Genomic DNA, 17,501 nt, shown 5'->3' with positions numbered 1-17,501 from the left:
GGTAACGAATGATTGGAGGAGTCATAATGTCATTAACAACTGATCAATTAAATTATTTAAAAAAAGAATTACATTCTATGAAAGCTTCAATAGAGAATCGAACGTCTACACCTGAAGGGGAAATGTCGGAAATGAGAGGCGATATTGCTCGTGGTGTAGATAATCACTTAGCAGAAACAGCCTCAGAATATGAGGATCGAGTGCGAACACAAACAATTAATGAAGCTGATGAACAACGATTAGCTGAGATTAATGAAGCACTGGAGCGAATGGAAGACGGTAGCTACGGCACTTGTATTGATACAGGCAAGGAAATTCCATATGAGCGATTAGAAGCATTGCCGTATGCTAAACGTACAACAGAAGCTCAAGCTGAAGCTGAGGAGCCCTTTGCAGATAGTAGCGAAGAGGATCGTGCGGTCGGCTTACACCACGCTCAACTTGATCGAGACACTGAGACGACTAGAGAATTAGCGAGAGAACAAGATGCGGATGAACATTCTAGCGAAGTAGATGCAGATCATCACTATGTGGAGAAGACAGATGAACAAAGCAACCAATAATAAAACCCCCTATTCGTTTTACTAACGAATGGGGGGGTATTTATTTACTGTTTGTATCCTCAAAACCAAACCGTATAAAGTAAATGACGGTGCGGAAAAAGCCGATATCGTTTAAGATAACGATGAGTACGAGTAAAACAGGACCCAAGAACAGACCAAATGCTCCAAACAACTGTAAGCCTGCAAAAAGCGAAATTAATACAGCAACAGGATTTAAATTCATATTGGAAGAAAGCACTTTTGGCTCGAGCATTTGACGAACAATCACGATAATGACATAAAGAATCGCAATACCTAAGCCGCCAGACATATCTCCTGTTACAAATAAGTAAATGAACCAAGGAATTAAAATAGTTCCTGTTCCAAGGTAAGGAAGTAACTCTGCAATACCTACAACAATGGCAAGCATCCACGCATTTTCAACGTTAAGAATAAGTAAACCAACAAACACAATTAACGCAGTTACAACCATTAAAATAAGTTGAGCACGTATAAAGCCAAACAAACGAATGCGTGTCGCTTGGACAAATTCTTTTCCTTTAGAACGAACTTTACGAGGAACATGCCGATCGTAAACAGACTGATAAAAACTCCAGCTTTTACCCATAAAATAAATACTCAAAATGATAAACAGAAAAGCAACAAGAAAGCTTGGCAGTCCAATTAAAATATTGGCCACCACGTCCAAAGCAGCCTGTCCGACATTACCAACAATATTGCTAATCGACGTTCCAAGCTGATTGATTCCTTCTGATAGCGGACTTGTTCCACCTGAATCAAATTGATCGATTGTGCGAAGAAATTCATGCCACAACGGCAAAATGGTCTCGTTAAAGTAAAGCTGAATTTTAGCTGCACCTTCTTCGATCCACATGGGGACTTGTTCAAAAAACTCGCGCAAGCTGAAGTAAACAAGAAAAACGATGCCCGTTAACACTGCACTTATCGCTAATATACCGCCAAGTAAACCAAAAAGACTCGCAAAGCCTTTGTTGAATTTTAACTTATACTGAAAAAAACGTGCTACTGGCTGGAGCATCCATGCAAACAAAGCAGCAAACCAGAATGGATATGTAAGTGAAAAGACTTGGGCAACAAGCCAGCCAAAAAGAATGAGAAACAGGATGATGATGAGTGTTCGTAACGCCATCCAACCAACTTCTTTAGACAAAGACACACCTTCTTCCAACAACATGTAAGCTTTCTTTCTATCCTTTATTGTATAAGAGTGCTTATTTTACTGTCAAATCTAGACAGGTAAGCAAAACACCGCACGTAAAAAGAAACGTAGCGGTGTGAACAATAAAGACATCATTATAAAGCTGGTTCAGCAAGATTTTCTAACGGAAGAACGAGGACTTCAACGCGACGGTTTTGTTCTCTTCCCTCTGTTGTTTCGTTTGTAGCAATAGGGTGGTATTCACCGTAACCTGAATAGGAAAGCTGACCGGGCTTTAAATAATCAGATTCTAAGAATAGCTTCATTACATTATATGCACGTGCTCCACTTAAATCCCAATTTGATTCAAAATTAGCTCCACCCATCGGCACATCATCGGTGTGACCAGAAATTTGAATATAACGGGGAGGGTCGGAAGCAAGCATAGCAGACAATTGATCCATTAATTCATGAGAGTTTTGTCTCAGTTCCGCACTGCCAGAATCAAAAAGAATGCCATCGTTAATTGTAATTAGCAGTCCTGAAGCACCGAGCTCTGTTTGTAACCGATCAGCAAGTGCCTTCTCTTCAATATACCCATTTAGACGGGATTGTAACTCTTCTAATTCGGTTTTTTCAGTTTCCGCAGCTTCACTTAGTAACGCTTCTACTGATTCTGTAGACTCTTGTGTCGGACTTTCGTCTTCAACGATCGAGTCTTGGTAATCAAGAACGCCTTTTCCACCTAACGTTTCTGAGAGAACAACCCGGAGCTCATCGTATTTAGCTTGATCGACTTGTCCCATAGCAAATAAAACGATAAATAAAGCGACAAGCAATGTTAACATATCTGCATAAGGGAGGAGCCAAGATTCATCCACGTGTTCGTTCTCAGACCGAGATTTAAATCTCCGCTTCTGCGACATCGTCTCTTCTCACGCCTCCTTTTCCTCGTTGTTGTTCTTTTTCTTCTAGATAGACACTTAAGTATTCTTCAACTGAACGAGGAGAACTTCCTCCGATAATGGCGACGGTTCCCTCTATAATCATGTGCTGTTGTAATACTTCCCTGGTCGATTTTCGCTTTAATTTGTTTGCAAAAGGGTGCCAAAGCACATAGCCAAAGAAAATACCGAGTAATGTTGCCACAAACGCAGCTGCAATAGACTCTCCTAACATTGTAATATCGTCGAGATTCCCTAGTGCTGCAATAAGACCTAAAACAGCTCCTAACACACCAAGACTCGGAGAATATGTTCCGGCTTGACTAAATATAGCAGCTCCAGAAGCATGACGCTCTTGCATAGCGTCAATTCGTTCATGTAAGGAATGACGAATGTAATCAGGATCTTGTCCATCAATCATCATCCGAATGGCTTGTTTAAAAAAAGGATCTTTAATTTCATCAATTTTTCCTTCTAAAGCGAGCATGCCGTCTCGTCTCGAAATCGATGCATAGTCAACGAACTGTTCAATAATGTCCTGTTGAGTCATACCCTTTCTATTTGAAAAAAGAACTCGAAATAACTTAGGAATTCGTTTTATATCTTCAAAAGGGAAAGCGATAAAAACGCAAGCAAATGTTCCTAGCACAATAATGACGATTGCAGCAGGATTTAACAAAACTTCAAGACTTGAACCCTTTAAAAGCATACCAAGCACGAGTGTACAGATACCAAAAAATATACCAATGAATGATGACTTATCCATGTATGTCTCCTTTTAATGTTAATTTAAGAATACGTCTCACCCATTAAATCGGTCAAAATGAGTCGACATTGAAGGTTCCTATTTGAATTCATGGTTTGTTCACAAGAATTGAGTCTAAAGAATGACGAGAATATGGGTAAAATTGCATAATAATTCTCCAATTGTCCATAGTAGATGAGAGGAAGAGGTGTATACAGATGGTTTATTTTTCGTTACGATGGCTATTTGTTTTGATTGGAGCTATATTTGCTGCTGTTGCAATTGAATTATTCTTATTACCGAATAATATTATAGATGGTGGAATAATAGGTATCTCGTTGATTCTGAATCAGCTTTCATCAATCAATTTTGGGCTGCTTGTTTTTATTATCAACCTTCCTTTTTTATACATTGGATATAAACATTTAGGGAAAGGTTTTTTTATTTATTCCCTATTAGGTATTGTTGGACTAGCCGTTACTGAGGCCATTTTACACCAATTTCATTTTGCTCCTATTACAGATACACCTTTGTTGGCGACGATCTTCGGAGGTTTGTTATTAGGGATTGGCGTTGGGATTGTAATAAGGAATGGCGGTGCAATGGATGGAACAGAGATATTATCATTAATTATTACAAAACGATTGCCGTTCACTGTGGGTGAGTGTGTTCTTGTCTTTAACCTTTTTGTTTTTGCGTGGGCAGCCTTTGTTTTTGGAATTGAAAACGCGATGTATTCTGTTTTAACGTATTATGTTGCTGCAAAGGCCATTGATACAGTCGTTGAAGGACTTGATGCAACAAAGGCAGTAATGATTGTATCGAGTCATTATGAAGAATTGACAACGATTATTACACAGCGGTTAGGAAAAGGGGTAACACGCTTAAAAGCACAAGGAGGTTATGAAGGTGACAAAAAAGATGTGCTCTATGTTGTTGTAAAACGAATGGAAATTATTCAGTTGAAAAAAGCGATTTATGCAGTCGACAAACATGCATTTTTCACGATTATCGATGCCCATGAATCAAGAGGCTCAACATTTAAACAAAAAGAGGATCATTAAATAGGAGATACAGCCTTAGCTGTTTAGAATATGACCCTCTTCTTCTTGTGATGACAACATGGCATTCAGAAAAAGTATCTGTATGGATGACATGCGTGCAACACGTTGTTCTCCCCTTGAAATTAAATTTGTGAACGATACGTTCGATACGTTCTTCCTTTCCAAAATAGAAGTAAAGCAATCAGTAAGCCAATTACAGAGAAAACGAAAATAATCGTTTGAATGTCGATTCCTTTTGAAACGAGCAGCGTTACTCCTGCATAAGCAAGTGGATCAAAGCCGTTCATAGCGAGAAAAATAATGCTCATCACTCTTCCCATTATTCGAGGGTCCGTGTCTTCTTGCGCAGAAGTAAAGAATGGAATGGCGACAAACGTCATGGTAAATCCAAGCAGAAACGCTAAAATGGTTACAGCTGTTAAGTTTGGAATTTGGCTAAAAGCTAATGCTACTAGTAATGTTGCGATTAACCCAAGGATAGATGTTAACCCGCGGTTGCGAAGCTTAACAGTACCGATAATGACGGTGCTAACGAGCATGCCAATTGCTAAAGAGGCTTCAATGTAGCTCAAATTAATGGGGGATCCTCCATAAGTTTCTACTAAAATCGGTATGGCAATTGAAATCGCACCAAATGCGAAAAAGTTTAACGTAATTAAGATAAAAATTCCTGTTACGAGAAAAGAATTTGCTTTTACATAGGAGAAGCCTTCAAGAAGATCTTTAAAAGGTGTTTGTTTCACGGTATTCTCAACAGGACCTTCTTTTAAAAAACGTGGGAACATAAAGAGAGCGGATAAAAAAACGATAATCATAGCTGTTAAGAAACTAGAGGTGATCCCACCAAACTCCATTATTGTTCCTGCGACAACGGGACCGACTACAAAGCCAATTTGCCCTAATCCTTGGATGATGGCATTGGCTTGTTTGATTTGATTTTTCGCAACCATTTTTGGAATTAAAGAGGTTCCTGCTGGCCCTGAAAACGCATCTAATGTTCCAAATAAAAAGCCTATAATAAGAAGATAGCTAAAACTTAGTTGGTCTGAAGCATGCAAAGAAAATACGATCAGTAATAGAAAGCCTTGGATTGTGCTCGTGCTAAACATAATCGTTGTTTTCTTAAATTTATCAGCTAGAACGCCACCAAACGCCATCATTAAAATGCGTGGTACTGTAATCGCGATAAGAATGATACCGAGAGAACTCGCTGAACCTAGTTCAGAAATTACAAACCATGTTGTGGTCATGAAAAACGTACTAAAGCCTATAATGGCTAAGAAACTCGCACTGAATAAAAAGATAAAGGGGGAATTTTTAATTAATGGTTTTTCCATAGAGATCATCCTTTTCATCTAAAGTAAGTCTCATTCTAGATGGTGACGTTACGTCGTATGCAAGGGCTCTTTATGACTTTTTTTACGTCTTCTATCGTCCTATGTTAATCTTGTAGATGACAATTGGGTAAAACGTGATCGAAAGGAGAGAGTAGTCAGTGGAAGTAATTTATTTTGCAGGCGGCTGCTTATGGGGTGTGCAAGCATTTATCAAAACATTACCAGGCGTACACGAAACAGAAGCTGGTAGGGCAAATGGTACAAGCCAATCTCTTAACGTGAATTATGACGGGTACGCCGAATGCGTGAAAACGACATTTGATCCAACTGTTTTATCCGTTAAAGACTTAATGGCTTACTTCTTTGAAATTATTGATCCGTACAGTTTGAATAAGCAAGGTATAGATGTTGGAATGAAATATAGAACAGGCGTTTATAGTGAGAAAATCGAGCATTTAAACGATGCACGAGAATTTATTGCTGCAAGAGCTGATTCTAATCGAATTATGGTTGAGGTAAGCCCACTTCAAAATTATGTAAAGAGCGCTGAAGAGCATCAAGATCGACTTGACAAATATCCGAATGATTATTGTCATATACCGACAGAACTGCTACAAAAGTATACGTAAAACTCTTTTCCCATTTTGTCGTAAATAGCGTATGCTTAGGAGAGTGAGGTGTTCCATGAAAGATAAACCATTTTCTACGTATCCTATAAGCGCGGAAATAAAGCGCGCATTGACTTTTTTACAGTATATAAACCCTACTTCTATTCAGCAGAAAGTGATTCCGTTGTTAGTGAAAAATGAAAAACAAGATTTTGTTGTGCAGTCCCAAACAGGTAGCGGTAAGACTGCGGCATATGGGATTCCACTATGCGATAAAATCAATTGGGACGAAAACAAAGTTCATTCACTAATCCTAACACCAACAAGAGAACTTGCCGTTCAAGTAAAAGAGGATTTAACAGCTATCGGCCGGTTTAAACGTCTTCAAGTAAAAGAAATTTTTGGAAAGCAATCGTTTGAAAAACAAAAGTGGAGTCTTAAACAAAAAACCCATGTCGTTGTCGGGACCCCGGGGCGTATCCTCGATCACTTGCAAAAAGGGACGCTGGATGTATCAAAACTAAAGTATCTCGTAATAGATGAAGCGGACGAGCTATTTAATCGTGGTTTTCTTGATCAACTAGAAGGAATTATTCAGTTTCTACCGAAAACACGAACGAACCTGTTGTTTTCAGCAACCTTTCCAGATGCACTGCAGCAGTTAATAGAACGAGTACTAGATGAACCACTCTTTCTTGAAAATGAAGAGAAAGCAGCGACTCCGGCCATTCACCATGCATTTGTTGTGTCCAGTAAGCGTACAGATACACTTATACGCCATGTACTTAGCACTGAACGACCAGATCATGCGCTGATTTTTTGTGAGACACAAAAAGACGTTGATCAACTTTACCGTGATTTGCACGCATCGATCCCTGCATTAGCTAAATTGCATGGTGGAATGAGGCAAGAAGAACGTTTACATGCCATGTCCCAATTTAAAGCAGGTAGCTGTCGTTACCTAATTTCAACTAATTTATCGGCTAGAGGAATAGATGTACATGAATTAGCGCTTGTGATACATGCAAGCATGCCTCTAACAGTTGAAGACTATATTCACCGAACAGGAAGAACTGGAAGAAATGGCGCTATAGGTAAGTCCATTTTATTAATGAAACCAGTTGAAAAGGAAGCTCGTCTATTACTTGAACAAGAGCTTGGTTTTTCGTTTATTGAGCAAATTGAGCCGGTTGTCTCCCTTGAACAGCAACTAAATTTTTACCAAGAGAAAAAGATCGTTGAGATTTCTACGAATAAAAAAAAGATTGACGAAGGAATTACGAAACTTTATTTAAATGGTGGGAAACAGAAGAAAATCCGCGCCGGAGACATTGTCGGTACCATCACCTCAATACCTAACGTAGATGCAAACGATATTGGTGTGATAACTGTTGAACAAACCGCAAGCTTTGTTGATATTCTTAATGACAAAGGCGCTTATGTTCTTGAGCATTTACGTACAGCAACGGTGAAGGGAAAGAAGTTAAAAGTGCATCGGGCGAAAAAGTAGCGGGGGCTATCATGATTCAATACAGGGCAGGCAATCTAACCGTTTTCCAATCTTCATTATATAAGACAACGTCAGCGATTATTGAAACGAGCGATGTTGTCATTATGACAGATCCAAATTGGTTACCGAGTGAAGTAGATGAAATAAAGAATCATCTTAACCTCAATCTCGGAAACAAACCACTATATATCATTTATACTCATAGTGATTTTGACCATATTATTGGCGCTGGAGCATTCCCAGAAGCAAAAGGAATAGCGACTAGTCAATTTGTAAACAACCCTGACAAAGAAGCGATTCTAGAAAAAATAGGAACGTTTGATCAAAGGTATTATTTAAACCGAAGCTATAAACCTATCTATCCTACTATTGATTTTGTTGTCACACACAATAAACAACAGTTACGATTAGGTTCACTAACATTAACATTTTATCACGCCCCTGGGCATACAGATGATTCCCTGTTTACCGTTATTGAACCAGAGGGTATTTTTCTTTCTGGTGATTACTTATCTGATGTTGAGTTTCCCTTTATATTTAGTAGCTACCGAGATTACCGCCAAACAATGGTGCTAGCTGAAACCATTTTAAGTCAGCATACGATAGCCATTCATATACCTGGTCATGGCTCAGTTACTCAGCAAAAAAAGGAACTCGATAAAAGATTGCTTTCTGCTAACAGGTATTTAACTCTGCTTGATAAAGACGACAAAGAGTTTGAAATGGCTTTACGTCAAGAATATTTATTTTTTGAAGGAATGAAACACATTCATACGATGAATAGACAAATGGCCAAAAATGAAATATGACATATAAATGTATTTCACTGTGTAACGAAAAAAAGACCCTACTTAATGGTCTTTTTTTTCGTTACGTTCAATTGCGAGCGAAACGGCTTTTTCTGCATGGAGTTTTGTTGAATCAAATAATGGGAGTGCACAATCGTTTTGATTGATAAGTAATGGAATTTCGGTACAACCAAGGATAACACCTTCTGCGCCTTTTGCAGCAAGTTGGTCAATAACAGATAAGTAGTATTGCTTGGAGTTTGCACAAGTTGTGCCAACACATAGCTCGTTAAATATAACATCGTGGACTTTTTTACGGTCTTCTTCATTTGGAACAATCAGTTCAATCCCATGACGCGCCATCCGTTCACGGTAAAAAGGTTTTTCCATTGTGAACTGGGTTCCTACTAAACCAATTGATTTCATATCTTGTGCTTTAATAGCTTCTGCTAGTGCATCAACAATATGAATAACAGGAAGGCCCGTTGCTGCTTCTACTTCGCCTGCCATTAAATGCATGGTATTCGTACAAATAACAAGCATGTCGGCACCGCCTGCTTTTAACTTATTCCCCGCTTCAACCATCCGTTCCGTCGCTTCTGCCCATTCTCCTGCTTTTTGTAAATGAACGATTTCTTGAAAGTCAAAGGAATACAATAAACATTTTGCAGAATGAAGTCCTCCGTATGTTCTCTTTACATATTGATTAATATATTGATAATAGGACACTGAAGATTCCCAACTCAATCCACCAATTAATCCAATTGTCTTCATCATTTGAACGCTCCTTTTCATTTAAATAATCTTAATAGAGCGTACCATGATATACTGGACCAACAAAGATCCACATTTAGATTGGTTTAATAGTACCAGAAGGAGAATACAATGCTTTGGTTTACTTTATCACGAAACGAAGAACAGACACTTGCTGTTCAAATTGAAGAGGAACTAAGGAAAAGAATTTTGGCTAGTCAATTGCGTGAAAATGAAAAGCTACCTTCATCACGGGAATTGGCTCACTCATTAGGCGTATCACGTAATACGGTGAATGAAGCCTATGAGCAATTGCTAATGGAAGGCTATATATACCGTATCCCGCGGTCAGGTACGTACGTATCTAAAGGGCTTGCTTTTAAAAAAGAACGAAGACAATTGCCACCGTTTGAAAAACAGATCCATCAGCCGGAAGAACCGATCATTGACTTTAAAGCGAGTCAGCCAGCTCTTGATCATTTTCCTAGACAAGCATGGGCCAATACGTACAAACAGGTATGCCTTACAGCAAATGAAGATGTATTTGGTTACCAGTCTGCCTTAGGTCACGTCCAACTACGAGAAGCGATTGCCAACTACCTCGGACGCTTAAGAGGTGTAGAAGCTCTACCTGATCAAATCGTTATTACAACAGGGGCTACACAAGCACTTTCATTATTAACGACGTTGTTACAAACAGTCGGAGAAAAGGTTTGCGTTGAAGATCCGGTTACTGAGGAAATGAGGAGCATTTTCACAGAAGCTGGGGCCAAGATTGAACCAATTCATACAGATGAACACGGAATTAATCCAGCTCACTTACCGAAGAATCACAAACCACGTTTTGTTTTTACTATTCCATCTCACCAATTTCCACTTGGTGCTATATTGCCAGTAAAGAGAAGGATTGAATTAGTGGAGTATGCACGAAGAATGGAAACCTATATTATTGAAGATGATTATGATAGTGAATTTATTTATGAAGGCACACCTGTTCAAGCGATGCAATCACTTGATACAGAACACGTTATCTATTTGGGCACCTTTAGTAAGATTCTATCGCCGAGTTTGCGTATTGGTTATATGGTTCTGCCTTACCATCTAGTAGAACGAGCAAAGAAACAAAAGTGGTTTACAGATCGTCACACGTCTTCGTTAGAACAAGTGGCATTAGCAATGTTTATAAAAGAGGGTTTATTTGAAAAGCATATTAGACGAATGAAGAAGCTGTATGCGAAGAGAAGGAAGGTGCTCGTAGAGGCCATTCAAGCTACATTTTCCCAGTGCGACATTATCGGCCAAGCAGCAGGTATGCACTTAGTTGTTCGCTTTAATAATGTAAACCGAATTCATGCGCATGACTTGGTAAACCACCATGTTCACGCCATCATAGTAGAACATTTTTCCATTGAAAAGGGTCAGCATCAAAACGAGCTGGTGCTCGGATATGGCCATTTACAAGAAGAAGATATATTAGAAGGAATTAAGCGATTAAAAAAAGCACTCACTTCATGTGTTGCCGAATAAGGAGGGTGGTGGTTTATATACGATGAACTTTTCACATATGAATGGCCGTCAAAAACAGCCGCCTGTACAATCAGTTATCGTAATCAATCTTATTTCTTATAAAGATGGAAATGATCATACGTTTAAATGATTCGTTACATCTGCGGTAAGAAATACTTGACAATTTATATCCGACTAAATATATTAGGATTATTGGATAACTGACTGACTCGTCAATCAAGAGAAAGGAGAAACAATGCATACGACTGAAAATCAACAAGTATTAATGGACGCAGCCTTGCCACTGCTTGCACGAAAGGGATTTCATAAAACAAAGGTATCTGACATCGTTAAACAAGCTGGTGTTGCTCAAGGTACGTTCTATTGGCATTTTAAGAATAAAGAAGCGATTGTTCTACACATTTTAAAAGAAGGAGAACGGTATTTATTAAACGTCATTTATTCTGGTTACAGAAAACAAGTCGGATCGTTAAACGATATGACGACTTCTTCAAAAGATTTGATGCAAACATTATTTTCGTATGCAGAATCAAATAAGGATTATATGCAATTGCTGCTAAAAACGGGGCAAGATAGTGATGAAAAGATTCGTAGCCAAATTGCGTCTACACTACAAGCAATTGAGCAAGCATTTGCAAATAACATCGCACGAGCGCAAGAATTACATATGCTTCCTGCAACGTATAGCAACCATACTCTAGCCGCTATGCTAGCTAGCTTAGTATTTGGAACAATTGATCGCTGGCTTTTTCGTGAAGGAGATTCTCTTGCAACACTAAATGCAGAAGAGATGGCGCGTCAAATCGTTTCATTTGAATTTTTCGGACTACGAGGTTTTACGTCGTCTCATTCTTAATTAAGGGAGGTGGATGCATTGTCTTTACTTAAAAAAATTTTACTACAAGTCATCCCAAGCTTACTCATTCTAACCTTTATTATCTTTTGTCTTGTCTATGTTGCCGGTGATCCTGTTTCTATGATGCTCCCTGAAAATGCAACACCTGCTGATCGAGAGGCGTTAAGAGAATCATTAGGGTTGAACGAGCCCTTTCTCGTTCAATATATGGGTTTTCTAGGGGATTTAGTTCGAGGTGATTTCGGCATGTCGCTTCAATATCAACAGCCAGCTAGCGATTTAGTGTTTAGCCGACTCACAGCAACACTCACGCTTTCCTTGATTGCAATGGTAATTGCTATCATCATTTCAATTCCTCTTGGTATTTATGCAGCCTTAAAACGAAACACGGTTTTAGATTTTTTGATTTCTGGGGTTTCCATAGTGGGAAAAGCAATGCCAAACTTTTGGATTGGCATCATGCTTATATTATTTTTTGCTGTTCTGTTTCCAATCTTTCCTGTATCAGGAGCCGCATCTCCTTTACATTTTGTGTTGCCTGCCTTTACGTTAGGTATCGCACTTGCAGCCGAAATGACTCGGTTAACTCGTGCAAGCGTGCTTGAAGTCATTGAACAAGAATATGTTCAAACCGCACGTGCGAAAGGACAAAAAGAAAGAATAGTTATTGGGAAACATGTCTTTTTAAACGCACTCATACCTGTTGTGACAATTATCGGCTTACAGTTTCCTCAGTTAATAGGAGGAGCCATAGTTGTTGAAACCGTTTTTTCTTGGCCTGGTATCGGGCGTTTATTGCTTACGGCAATGGAAAATAGCGATATGGCTGTCGTTCAAGCGATTGTTTTTGTCATCGCATTCATTACGATTGTGATTAATTTACTTACAGATTTGCTATACCGGGTACTTGACCCCCGTATTAAATATAACTAGGAGCGATAAACATGGCAGCTTTAACAAAATCAAATGACACAATTCGCCGTCGTTTCTTGACTTCTATCTCGCCACTTGGCCTACTTGGTTTACTAATGATAGGGCTTATTGTCTTATTAGCGGTGTTTGCACCATGGATTGCGCCTTATGACCCTACGCAAATTACAGCGACCTCTCGCTTAATTCCACCTTCTTGGATGGACAATGGGTCCAGTGCACATTTACTTGGTACAGATCATTTAGGTAGAGACATGTTTAGCCGCCTCATTCATGGTGCTCGAGTCTCTCTTCTAGTTGGCGTCATCTCTGTCTTGATTGCTGGTCTCATTGGGTTATCACTTGGACTAGTTTCTGGTTATTTCGGCGGCTGGATTGACGCTGTAACAATGCGGATAGTAGACGCAATGTTAGCTATTCCAACACTTTTGCTTGTTCTTGTTGCAATGGTTGTGCTTGATGCAAATTTACTTACTCTCATAATTGTTATCGGATTAACGAGCTGGGTGAACTATACGAGAGTCGTTCGTGGAGACGTTCTTGGAGTAAAAGCAAGGGAATATGTGCAAGCAGCTCAAACTCTTGGCGCAAGCAGCGCGTACATCATTCGCAAACATATATTGCCGAACGTTCTTTCTTCTTTTACCGTCATCGCAACAATTGGCGTCGGTACGGCTATCTTAACTGAATCGTCATTAAGCTTTCTTGGATTTGGTGTACAGCCACCAGGCATTACGTGGGGAAGTATGCTTAACGATGGACGAAATTACATCGCCACAAGCTGGTGGATTGCTACGTTTCCTGGTATTGCGATCACGATAACGGTTCTCGCTTTTACATTTGTCGGTGATTGGCTCCGTGATTATCTTGATCCACGCTTGAAAAAGGGAGGGGACGACAATGAAGCGGCATAACGCTTTACTTTCCATAACGAATTTATCGACTTCTTTTCGTGCAGGGAAACGGGATACAACAGTCGTGAAAGACATTTCTTTTCATGTCAATTCTGGTGAAGTTGTCGCCATTGTTGGCGAATCAGGAAGTGGTAAAAGTGTAACCTCTTTATCCATTATGGGGTTATTGAGAAAAAATGCTACAGTAAGTGGTTCCATTATTTATGATGGGCAAGAGCTAAATACATTATCTGCGAGGGAAAGACGATTATTACGTGGGAGCGAAATGTCGATGATTTTTCAAGAGCCAATGTCTTCATTAAATCCTATGTTACGGATCCAGTCTCAAATTGCAGAAGTTTTAACCATTCATCATCCATCATTATCAAAAGTAAAAATTAAAGAGAAGACTATTGACTTATTGACACAAGTAGACATTCCTAATCCAAAAGAAACAGCAAAACGGTTTCCACATCAATTGTCAGGTGGCATGCGCCAGCGAGTCATGATTGCGATCGCACTAGCATGTGATCCTAAATTGCTTATAGCAGACGAGCCTACTACGGCACTCGACGTGACAACACAAGCACAAATATTGTCATTGATTAAACGACTAAATGAACAAAATGGGACAGGTGTTGTTTTTATTACCCATGATTTAAGCGTTGTAGCAACAATGGCTGATCGCGTTCTTGTGATGTATGCTGGCCGAATTGTAGAAGAAGCAACGGTACACGAGTTATTTGATCGACCGAAGCATCCATATACAATTGGATTAATGGAAGCGATGCCGACCCTCGATACAAAAAACGAGCGGTTACGTGTCATCTCAGGAAATCCGCCAAACATTGGAAACCTGCCAATCGGTTGTTCCTTTCACCCACGGTGCCCACTGGCAACGGAAGCATGTAAAGAAGCAGTTCCCGACCTAGAAGAAAAAGCGACGAATCATTTTGCACGTTGTATTCATGTAAAGAAGGAGGGAATTGAATGACCGAACCGTTATTAAAAGTGAACCAACTGAGCAAGACTTTTTCCATTAGCAATAAACGTCAGAAAGGGACTATTCAAGCGGTTCATGACGTCAGCTTTAGCTTGTTTAAAGGTGAAACCCTTGGGATTGTTGGTGAGTCAGGTTCTGGCAAATCAACCATTGCAAAAATGATTTTGCAGCTGATTGAGCCAACTAGTGGTTCTATTTATTTCAAAGGAAAAGAGATTAGCGCATTATCGAAACGTGAACAAAAGCAGATGAAAGCCAACGTACAGGCTGTTTTTCAAGATCCTTATGCTTCACTCAATCCTAGGATGAGAGCAAAGGAAATTGTGACGGAACCGTTAACGATTCACCAAGGGCTATCGACTAATGATCGTACAGAACGTGCACTCGGTTTACTTGAAGAAGTGGGCCTCGGTAGTCAGCATTTAAATCGCTATCCTCACGAATTTAGTGGCGGTCAACGGCAAAGGCTAAGTATAGCTAGAGCCATAGCATTAAAACCAAATATCATCGTATGCGATGAAGCGGTTTCTGCATTAGATGTATCAACACAAGCACAAATCGTAAACTTGTTAAAAGAGCTACAGAAAAATCACGGATTGTCGTACCTTTTTATTGCCCATGGATTACCTGTTGTGAACCATATTAGTGATCGGGTTGCCATTATGAAGAATGGAGAGCTCATCGAAATAGGGCAAACTGAACAAATATTTCATGAGCCAACTGAAGCCTATACGAAGTTGTTATTACAAGCTGTTCCAGCGTCACACCCAAGAGATCGACACAAAACAATACCATCGGAGGTTAATAAAAAATGAAAAAAGCGTTTCTTTCAAGTACATTATTTTCTATTCTTGCTTTGTCTGCATGTGGTTTTGATGATCCAGATAATGCTAACACTCCTGAAACAAATGAAGAAGCTAATGGCTACGAACTTTTAACGGTCGCAAATCCAGCAGATATAACGACATTTGATCCGCATAACAACAGTGTTATTACAACATCGGCTGTATTGATTAATCTTTACAGTAAACTTGTACAAAGAGATGAGTCAGGTGAAATCGTTGCAGACTTAGCAACTGAATGGACACCAATTGATGAAACAACGTGGGAGTTTGTTCTTCGTGACGACGTAACGTTTCATAATGGTGATGGCTTTACTGCCAACGACGTTGCTTTTTCCCTTGAACGCGTTGCGAATGACACAGCGCTTCAGCAACATTCAACGTTTAATCAAATTGAAACGGTTGAGGTTGTAGATGAATATACAGTGAGAATTACAACAGCAGAGCCTGACCCACAGCTACTGAATCGCCTCTCTATTCCAGCTGCAAGTATCTTGCCAAAAGACTATTTTGAAGAGGTTGGAGCAGAAAGCTTTTTCCAATCGCCAGTAGGGACAGGTCCATTCCAATACGAAAGTTGGCAGCAAGATGAGGCAGTAGAATTAAGCAAGTATGGAGACTACTTTGAAGGGGAACCAAACTGGGAGCGTGTTCGTTTTAGCGTTGTACCAGAGGATTCCACTCGAGTGTCAGAGCTTTTAACAAATGGGGTTGATATTGCTTTTAACATCCCAACAGCTGATATGGACCGAATTGATAATAATGAAGGGACGCATGTAGCGCTTGAGCCAATTCATCGGGTCATCCAACTTTGGCTTTCGAATGAAGAAGGAGAGCCTACTGCTGATCCTGCTGTACGAGAAGCCATTGATTTAGCAATTGAAAACCAAGTAATCATTGATGAAATTTTAAATGGAAGTGCAACAGCAACTCGTACTCATATTACACCAGGAAATGTTGGTGCGGATGAATCTTTATACGATACGTATGAATACGACCCTGATCGAGCAATAGAACTCTTAGAAGAGGCAGGCTACGACGACGGAGTTACAATTAATATGTCTGTAAATAACTACTACACAGAAATGGCTGAAGTGGTTGGGGGCATGCTTTCCGATGTCGGCATTACTGCAAACATAGAATTGATTGAACAAAGTCAATTTGCAAACCGTTTGTTTAATGATGAATTAGATGAGGCGATCTTTGTAGGGTGGGGAAATGACATGTTTGACGGTAGCGTACTGGAATTTTTTAAAGATGGCGGCGTTGCTCCTTATACCAACCCAGAAATTGATGAATTGCTAGAAGAGGCTTCATATAATATGGATGAGGCTGAGCGAACTGCACAGTATCAGGAAGTACAACAGATACTAGCTGAAGATCGTGGAGCTGTTTACTTATTCCAACTTCAAGGACGCTACGGTGTTAATGATCGTTTAGATTATACACCAAGGCTGGACGAGCTGTATGATATTAATGATATTGAATTAAAAACGGAATAGAAGGGACGAAAAAAAATGACGTTACCAGCCTTGTCACAATGGAATGCATTTATGATTGAAACACTCCGAGCCAATGGAATGGAAAATGAAAAGCTGGTAGAGCTTCTAAAAAACGAAGACACGGAAGCATTAAATACATTTGACCAAACGTTTGACTATAATGATCTCGTTCAAGCCTCTACTGAAAACGCTATTCAGATCCAACAAGCTATTCGAACCGGCTATAGAATTAAATTTGTTTCTAATTTTGGAATTAAACGCTTGCTTCGATTAAAGTATGGGTTAGTAGAAGGTACGGACTACAAAATGACAGAATCACGTTTTGATGGGATCACCTTAACCCAAGAACAACTGCAGGAATTTACGTCAATGCTTTCCCCTAATTGGAACATCTTTAGTGAGCAAACTGAAGACAAGAGCGTTCGTATTCGTATCCTTCATGCGACCCTGGACAATTAAAGAATAAACAGGACTTAA

At 39.5% G+C, this 17,501-nt stretch carries 18 protein-coding genes; 13 read left to right on the top strand and 5 right to left on the bottom strand.

All coding sequences use genetic code 11. The features are described from left to right. Positions 1-26: 26 nt before the first annotated feature. Complete coding sequence (locus PQ477_RS18535) at positions 27-563, top strand: TraR/DksA family transcriptional regulator (RefSeq protein WP_081762413.1); 537 nt, start codon at positions 27-29, stop codon at positions 561-563. A 40-nt stretch (positions 564-603) separates the two neighbouring features. Here the strand turns inward: PQ477_RS18535 and ytvI are convergent, their stop codons facing one another. The 3 genes from ytvI to motA form a co-directional block, all read right to left on the bottom strand. Next, on the bottom strand, positions 604-1,734 hold the full coding sequence (gene ytvI / locus PQ477_RS18530) for a sporulation integral membrane protein YtvI (RefSeq protein WP_060705391.1): 1,131 nt from the start codon (positions 1,732-1,734) through the stop codon (positions 604-606). A 143-nt stretch (positions 1,735-1,877) separates the two neighbouring features. Continuing rightward, on the bottom strand, positions 1,878-2,648 hold the full coding sequence (locus tag PQ477_RS18525) for an OmpA family protein (protein ID WP_060705281.1): 771 nt from the start codon (positions 2,646-2,648) through the stop codon (positions 1,878-1,880). Further along, the gene (motA, locus tag PQ477_RS18520; protein ID WP_274272673.1) at positions 2,626-3,432 is read right to left on the bottom strand and encodes a flagellar motor stator protein MotA; all 807 of its coding nucleotides are present in this window, start codon (positions 3,430-3,432) and stop codon (positions 2,626-2,628) included. The genes PQ477_RS18525 and motA overlap by 23 nt, the downstream gene beginning before the upstream one ends. A 197-nt stretch (positions 3,433-3,629) precedes the next feature. On the opposite strand from motA, the gene PQ477_RS18515 reads away from it, so the two are divergent. Beyond that, entirely contained in the window at positions 3,630-4,475 is an 846-nt protein-coding gene (locus PQ477_RS18515) for a YitT family protein (RefSeq protein ID WP_035398253.1), read from the top strand. Positions 4,476-4,597: 122 nt separating this feature from the next. Here PQ477_RS18515 and PQ477_RS18510 read toward each other — a convergent pair whose 3' ends face one another. Next, entirely contained in the window at positions 4,598-5,812 is a 1,215-nt protein-coding gene (locus tag PQ477_RS18510; protein ID WP_274272672.1) for an MFS transporter, read from the bottom strand. 158 nt (positions 5,813-5,970) lie between these two features. Here PQ477_RS18510 and PQ477_RS18505 point away from each other — a divergent pair, with 158 nt between their 5' ends. From PQ477_RS18505 to PQ477_RS18495, 3 genes are read left to right on the top strand one after another with little or no spacing between them, the layout of a single operon-like run. After that, positions 5,971-6,441 (top strand): peptide-methionine (S)-S-oxide reductase, encoded by a 471-nt coding sequence (locus tag PQ477_RS18505; protein ID WP_035398250.1) that lies wholly within the window; start codon positions 5,971-5,973, stop codon positions 6,439-6,441. 55 nt (positions 6,442-6,496) lie between these two features. Beyond that, the gene (locus tag PQ477_RS18500; RefSeq protein ID WP_274272671.1) at positions 6,497-7,930 is read left to right on the top strand and encodes a DEAD/DEAH box helicase; all 1,434 of its coding nucleotides are present in this window, start codon (positions 6,497-6,499) and stop codon (positions 7,928-7,930) included. An 11-nt stretch (positions 7,931-7,941) separates the two neighbouring features. Further along, positions 7,942-8,739, top strand: a complete 798-nt coding sequence (locus tag PQ477_RS18495) for an MBL fold metallo-hydrolase (RefSeq protein ID WP_274272670.1) — start codon at positions 7,942-7,944, stop codon at positions 8,737-8,739. A 42-nt stretch (positions 8,740-8,781) separates the two neighbouring features. Here the strand turns inward: PQ477_RS18495 and PQ477_RS18490 are convergent, their stop codons facing one another. Continuing rightward, positions 8,782-9,495 carry an aspartate/glutamate racemase family protein gene (locus PQ477_RS18490; RefSeq protein ID WP_349775491.1) on the bottom strand — a complete coding sequence of 238 codons (714 nt, stop codon included), beginning with the start codon at positions 9,493-9,495 and terminating at the stop codon, positions 8,782-8,784. Between the two features lie 108 nt (positions 9,496-9,603). Here PQ477_RS18490 and pdxR point away from each other — a divergent pair, with 108 nt between their 5' ends. From pdxR to PQ477_RS18450, 8 genes are all read left to right on the top strand, one after another. Further along, complete coding sequence (pdxR, locus tag PQ477_RS18485; protein WP_274272669.1) at positions 9,604-10,998, top strand: MocR-like pyridoxine biosynthesis transcription factor PdxR; 1,395 nt, start codon at positions 9,604-9,606, stop codon at positions 10,996-10,998. A 235-nt stretch (positions 10,999-11,233) separates the two neighbouring features. Beyond that, on the top strand, positions 11,234-11,854 hold the full coding sequence (locus PQ477_RS18480) for a TetR/AcrR family transcriptional regulator (RefSeq protein ID WP_035398245.1): 621 nt from the start codon (positions 11,234-11,236) through the stop codon (positions 11,852-11,854). An 18-nt stretch (positions 11,855-11,872) separates the two neighbouring features. Next, entirely contained in the window at positions 11,873-12,787 is a 915-nt protein-coding gene (locus PQ477_RS18475) for an ABC transporter permease (protein WP_144559013.1), read from the top strand. An 11-nt stretch (positions 12,788-12,798) separates the two neighbouring features. Next, positions 12,799-13,698 (top strand): ABC transporter permease, encoded by a 900-nt coding sequence (locus PQ477_RS18470; protein WP_035398242.1) that lies wholly within the window; start codon positions 12,799-12,801, stop codon positions 13,696-13,698. Beyond that, on the top strand, positions 13,685-14,671 hold the full coding sequence (locus PQ477_RS18465) for an ABC transporter ATP-binding protein (protein WP_274272668.1): 987 nt from the start codon (positions 13,685-13,687) through the stop codon (positions 14,669-14,671). Before PQ477_RS18470 ends, PQ477_RS18465 begins: the two co-directional genes overlap by 14 nt. After that, the gene (locus PQ477_RS18460) at positions 14,668-15,495 is read left to right on the top strand and encodes an ABC transporter ATP-binding protein (RefSeq protein ID WP_144559010.1); all 828 of its coding nucleotides are present in this window, start codon (positions 14,668-14,670) and stop codon (positions 15,493-15,495) included. The genes PQ477_RS18465 and PQ477_RS18460 overlap by 4 nt, the downstream gene beginning before the upstream one ends. Continuing rightward, entirely contained in the window at positions 15,492-17,024 is a 1,533-nt protein-coding gene (locus tag PQ477_RS18455; protein WP_274272667.1) for an ABC transporter substrate-binding protein, read from the top strand. The genes PQ477_RS18460 and PQ477_RS18455 overlap by 4 nt, the downstream gene beginning before the upstream one ends. A 15-nt stretch (positions 17,025-17,039) precedes the next feature. Further along, complete coding sequence (locus tag PQ477_RS18450; protein WP_060705275.1) at positions 17,040-17,483, top strand: hypothetical protein; 444 nt, start codon at positions 17,040-17,042, stop codon at positions 17,481-17,483. Positions 17,484-17,501 lie beyond the last annotated feature (18 nt).

Origin of the sequence: Shouchella hunanensis, from assembly GCF_028735875.1 — a bacterium.
In the GTDB taxonomy this organism is placed as follows: Bacteria; Bacillota; Bacilli; order Bacillales; family Bacillaceae_D; genus Shouchella; species Shouchella hunanensis.
Note: the sequence above shows the minus strand (reverse complement) of the source record. Positions and strands in the feature narration are given on the sequence as shown.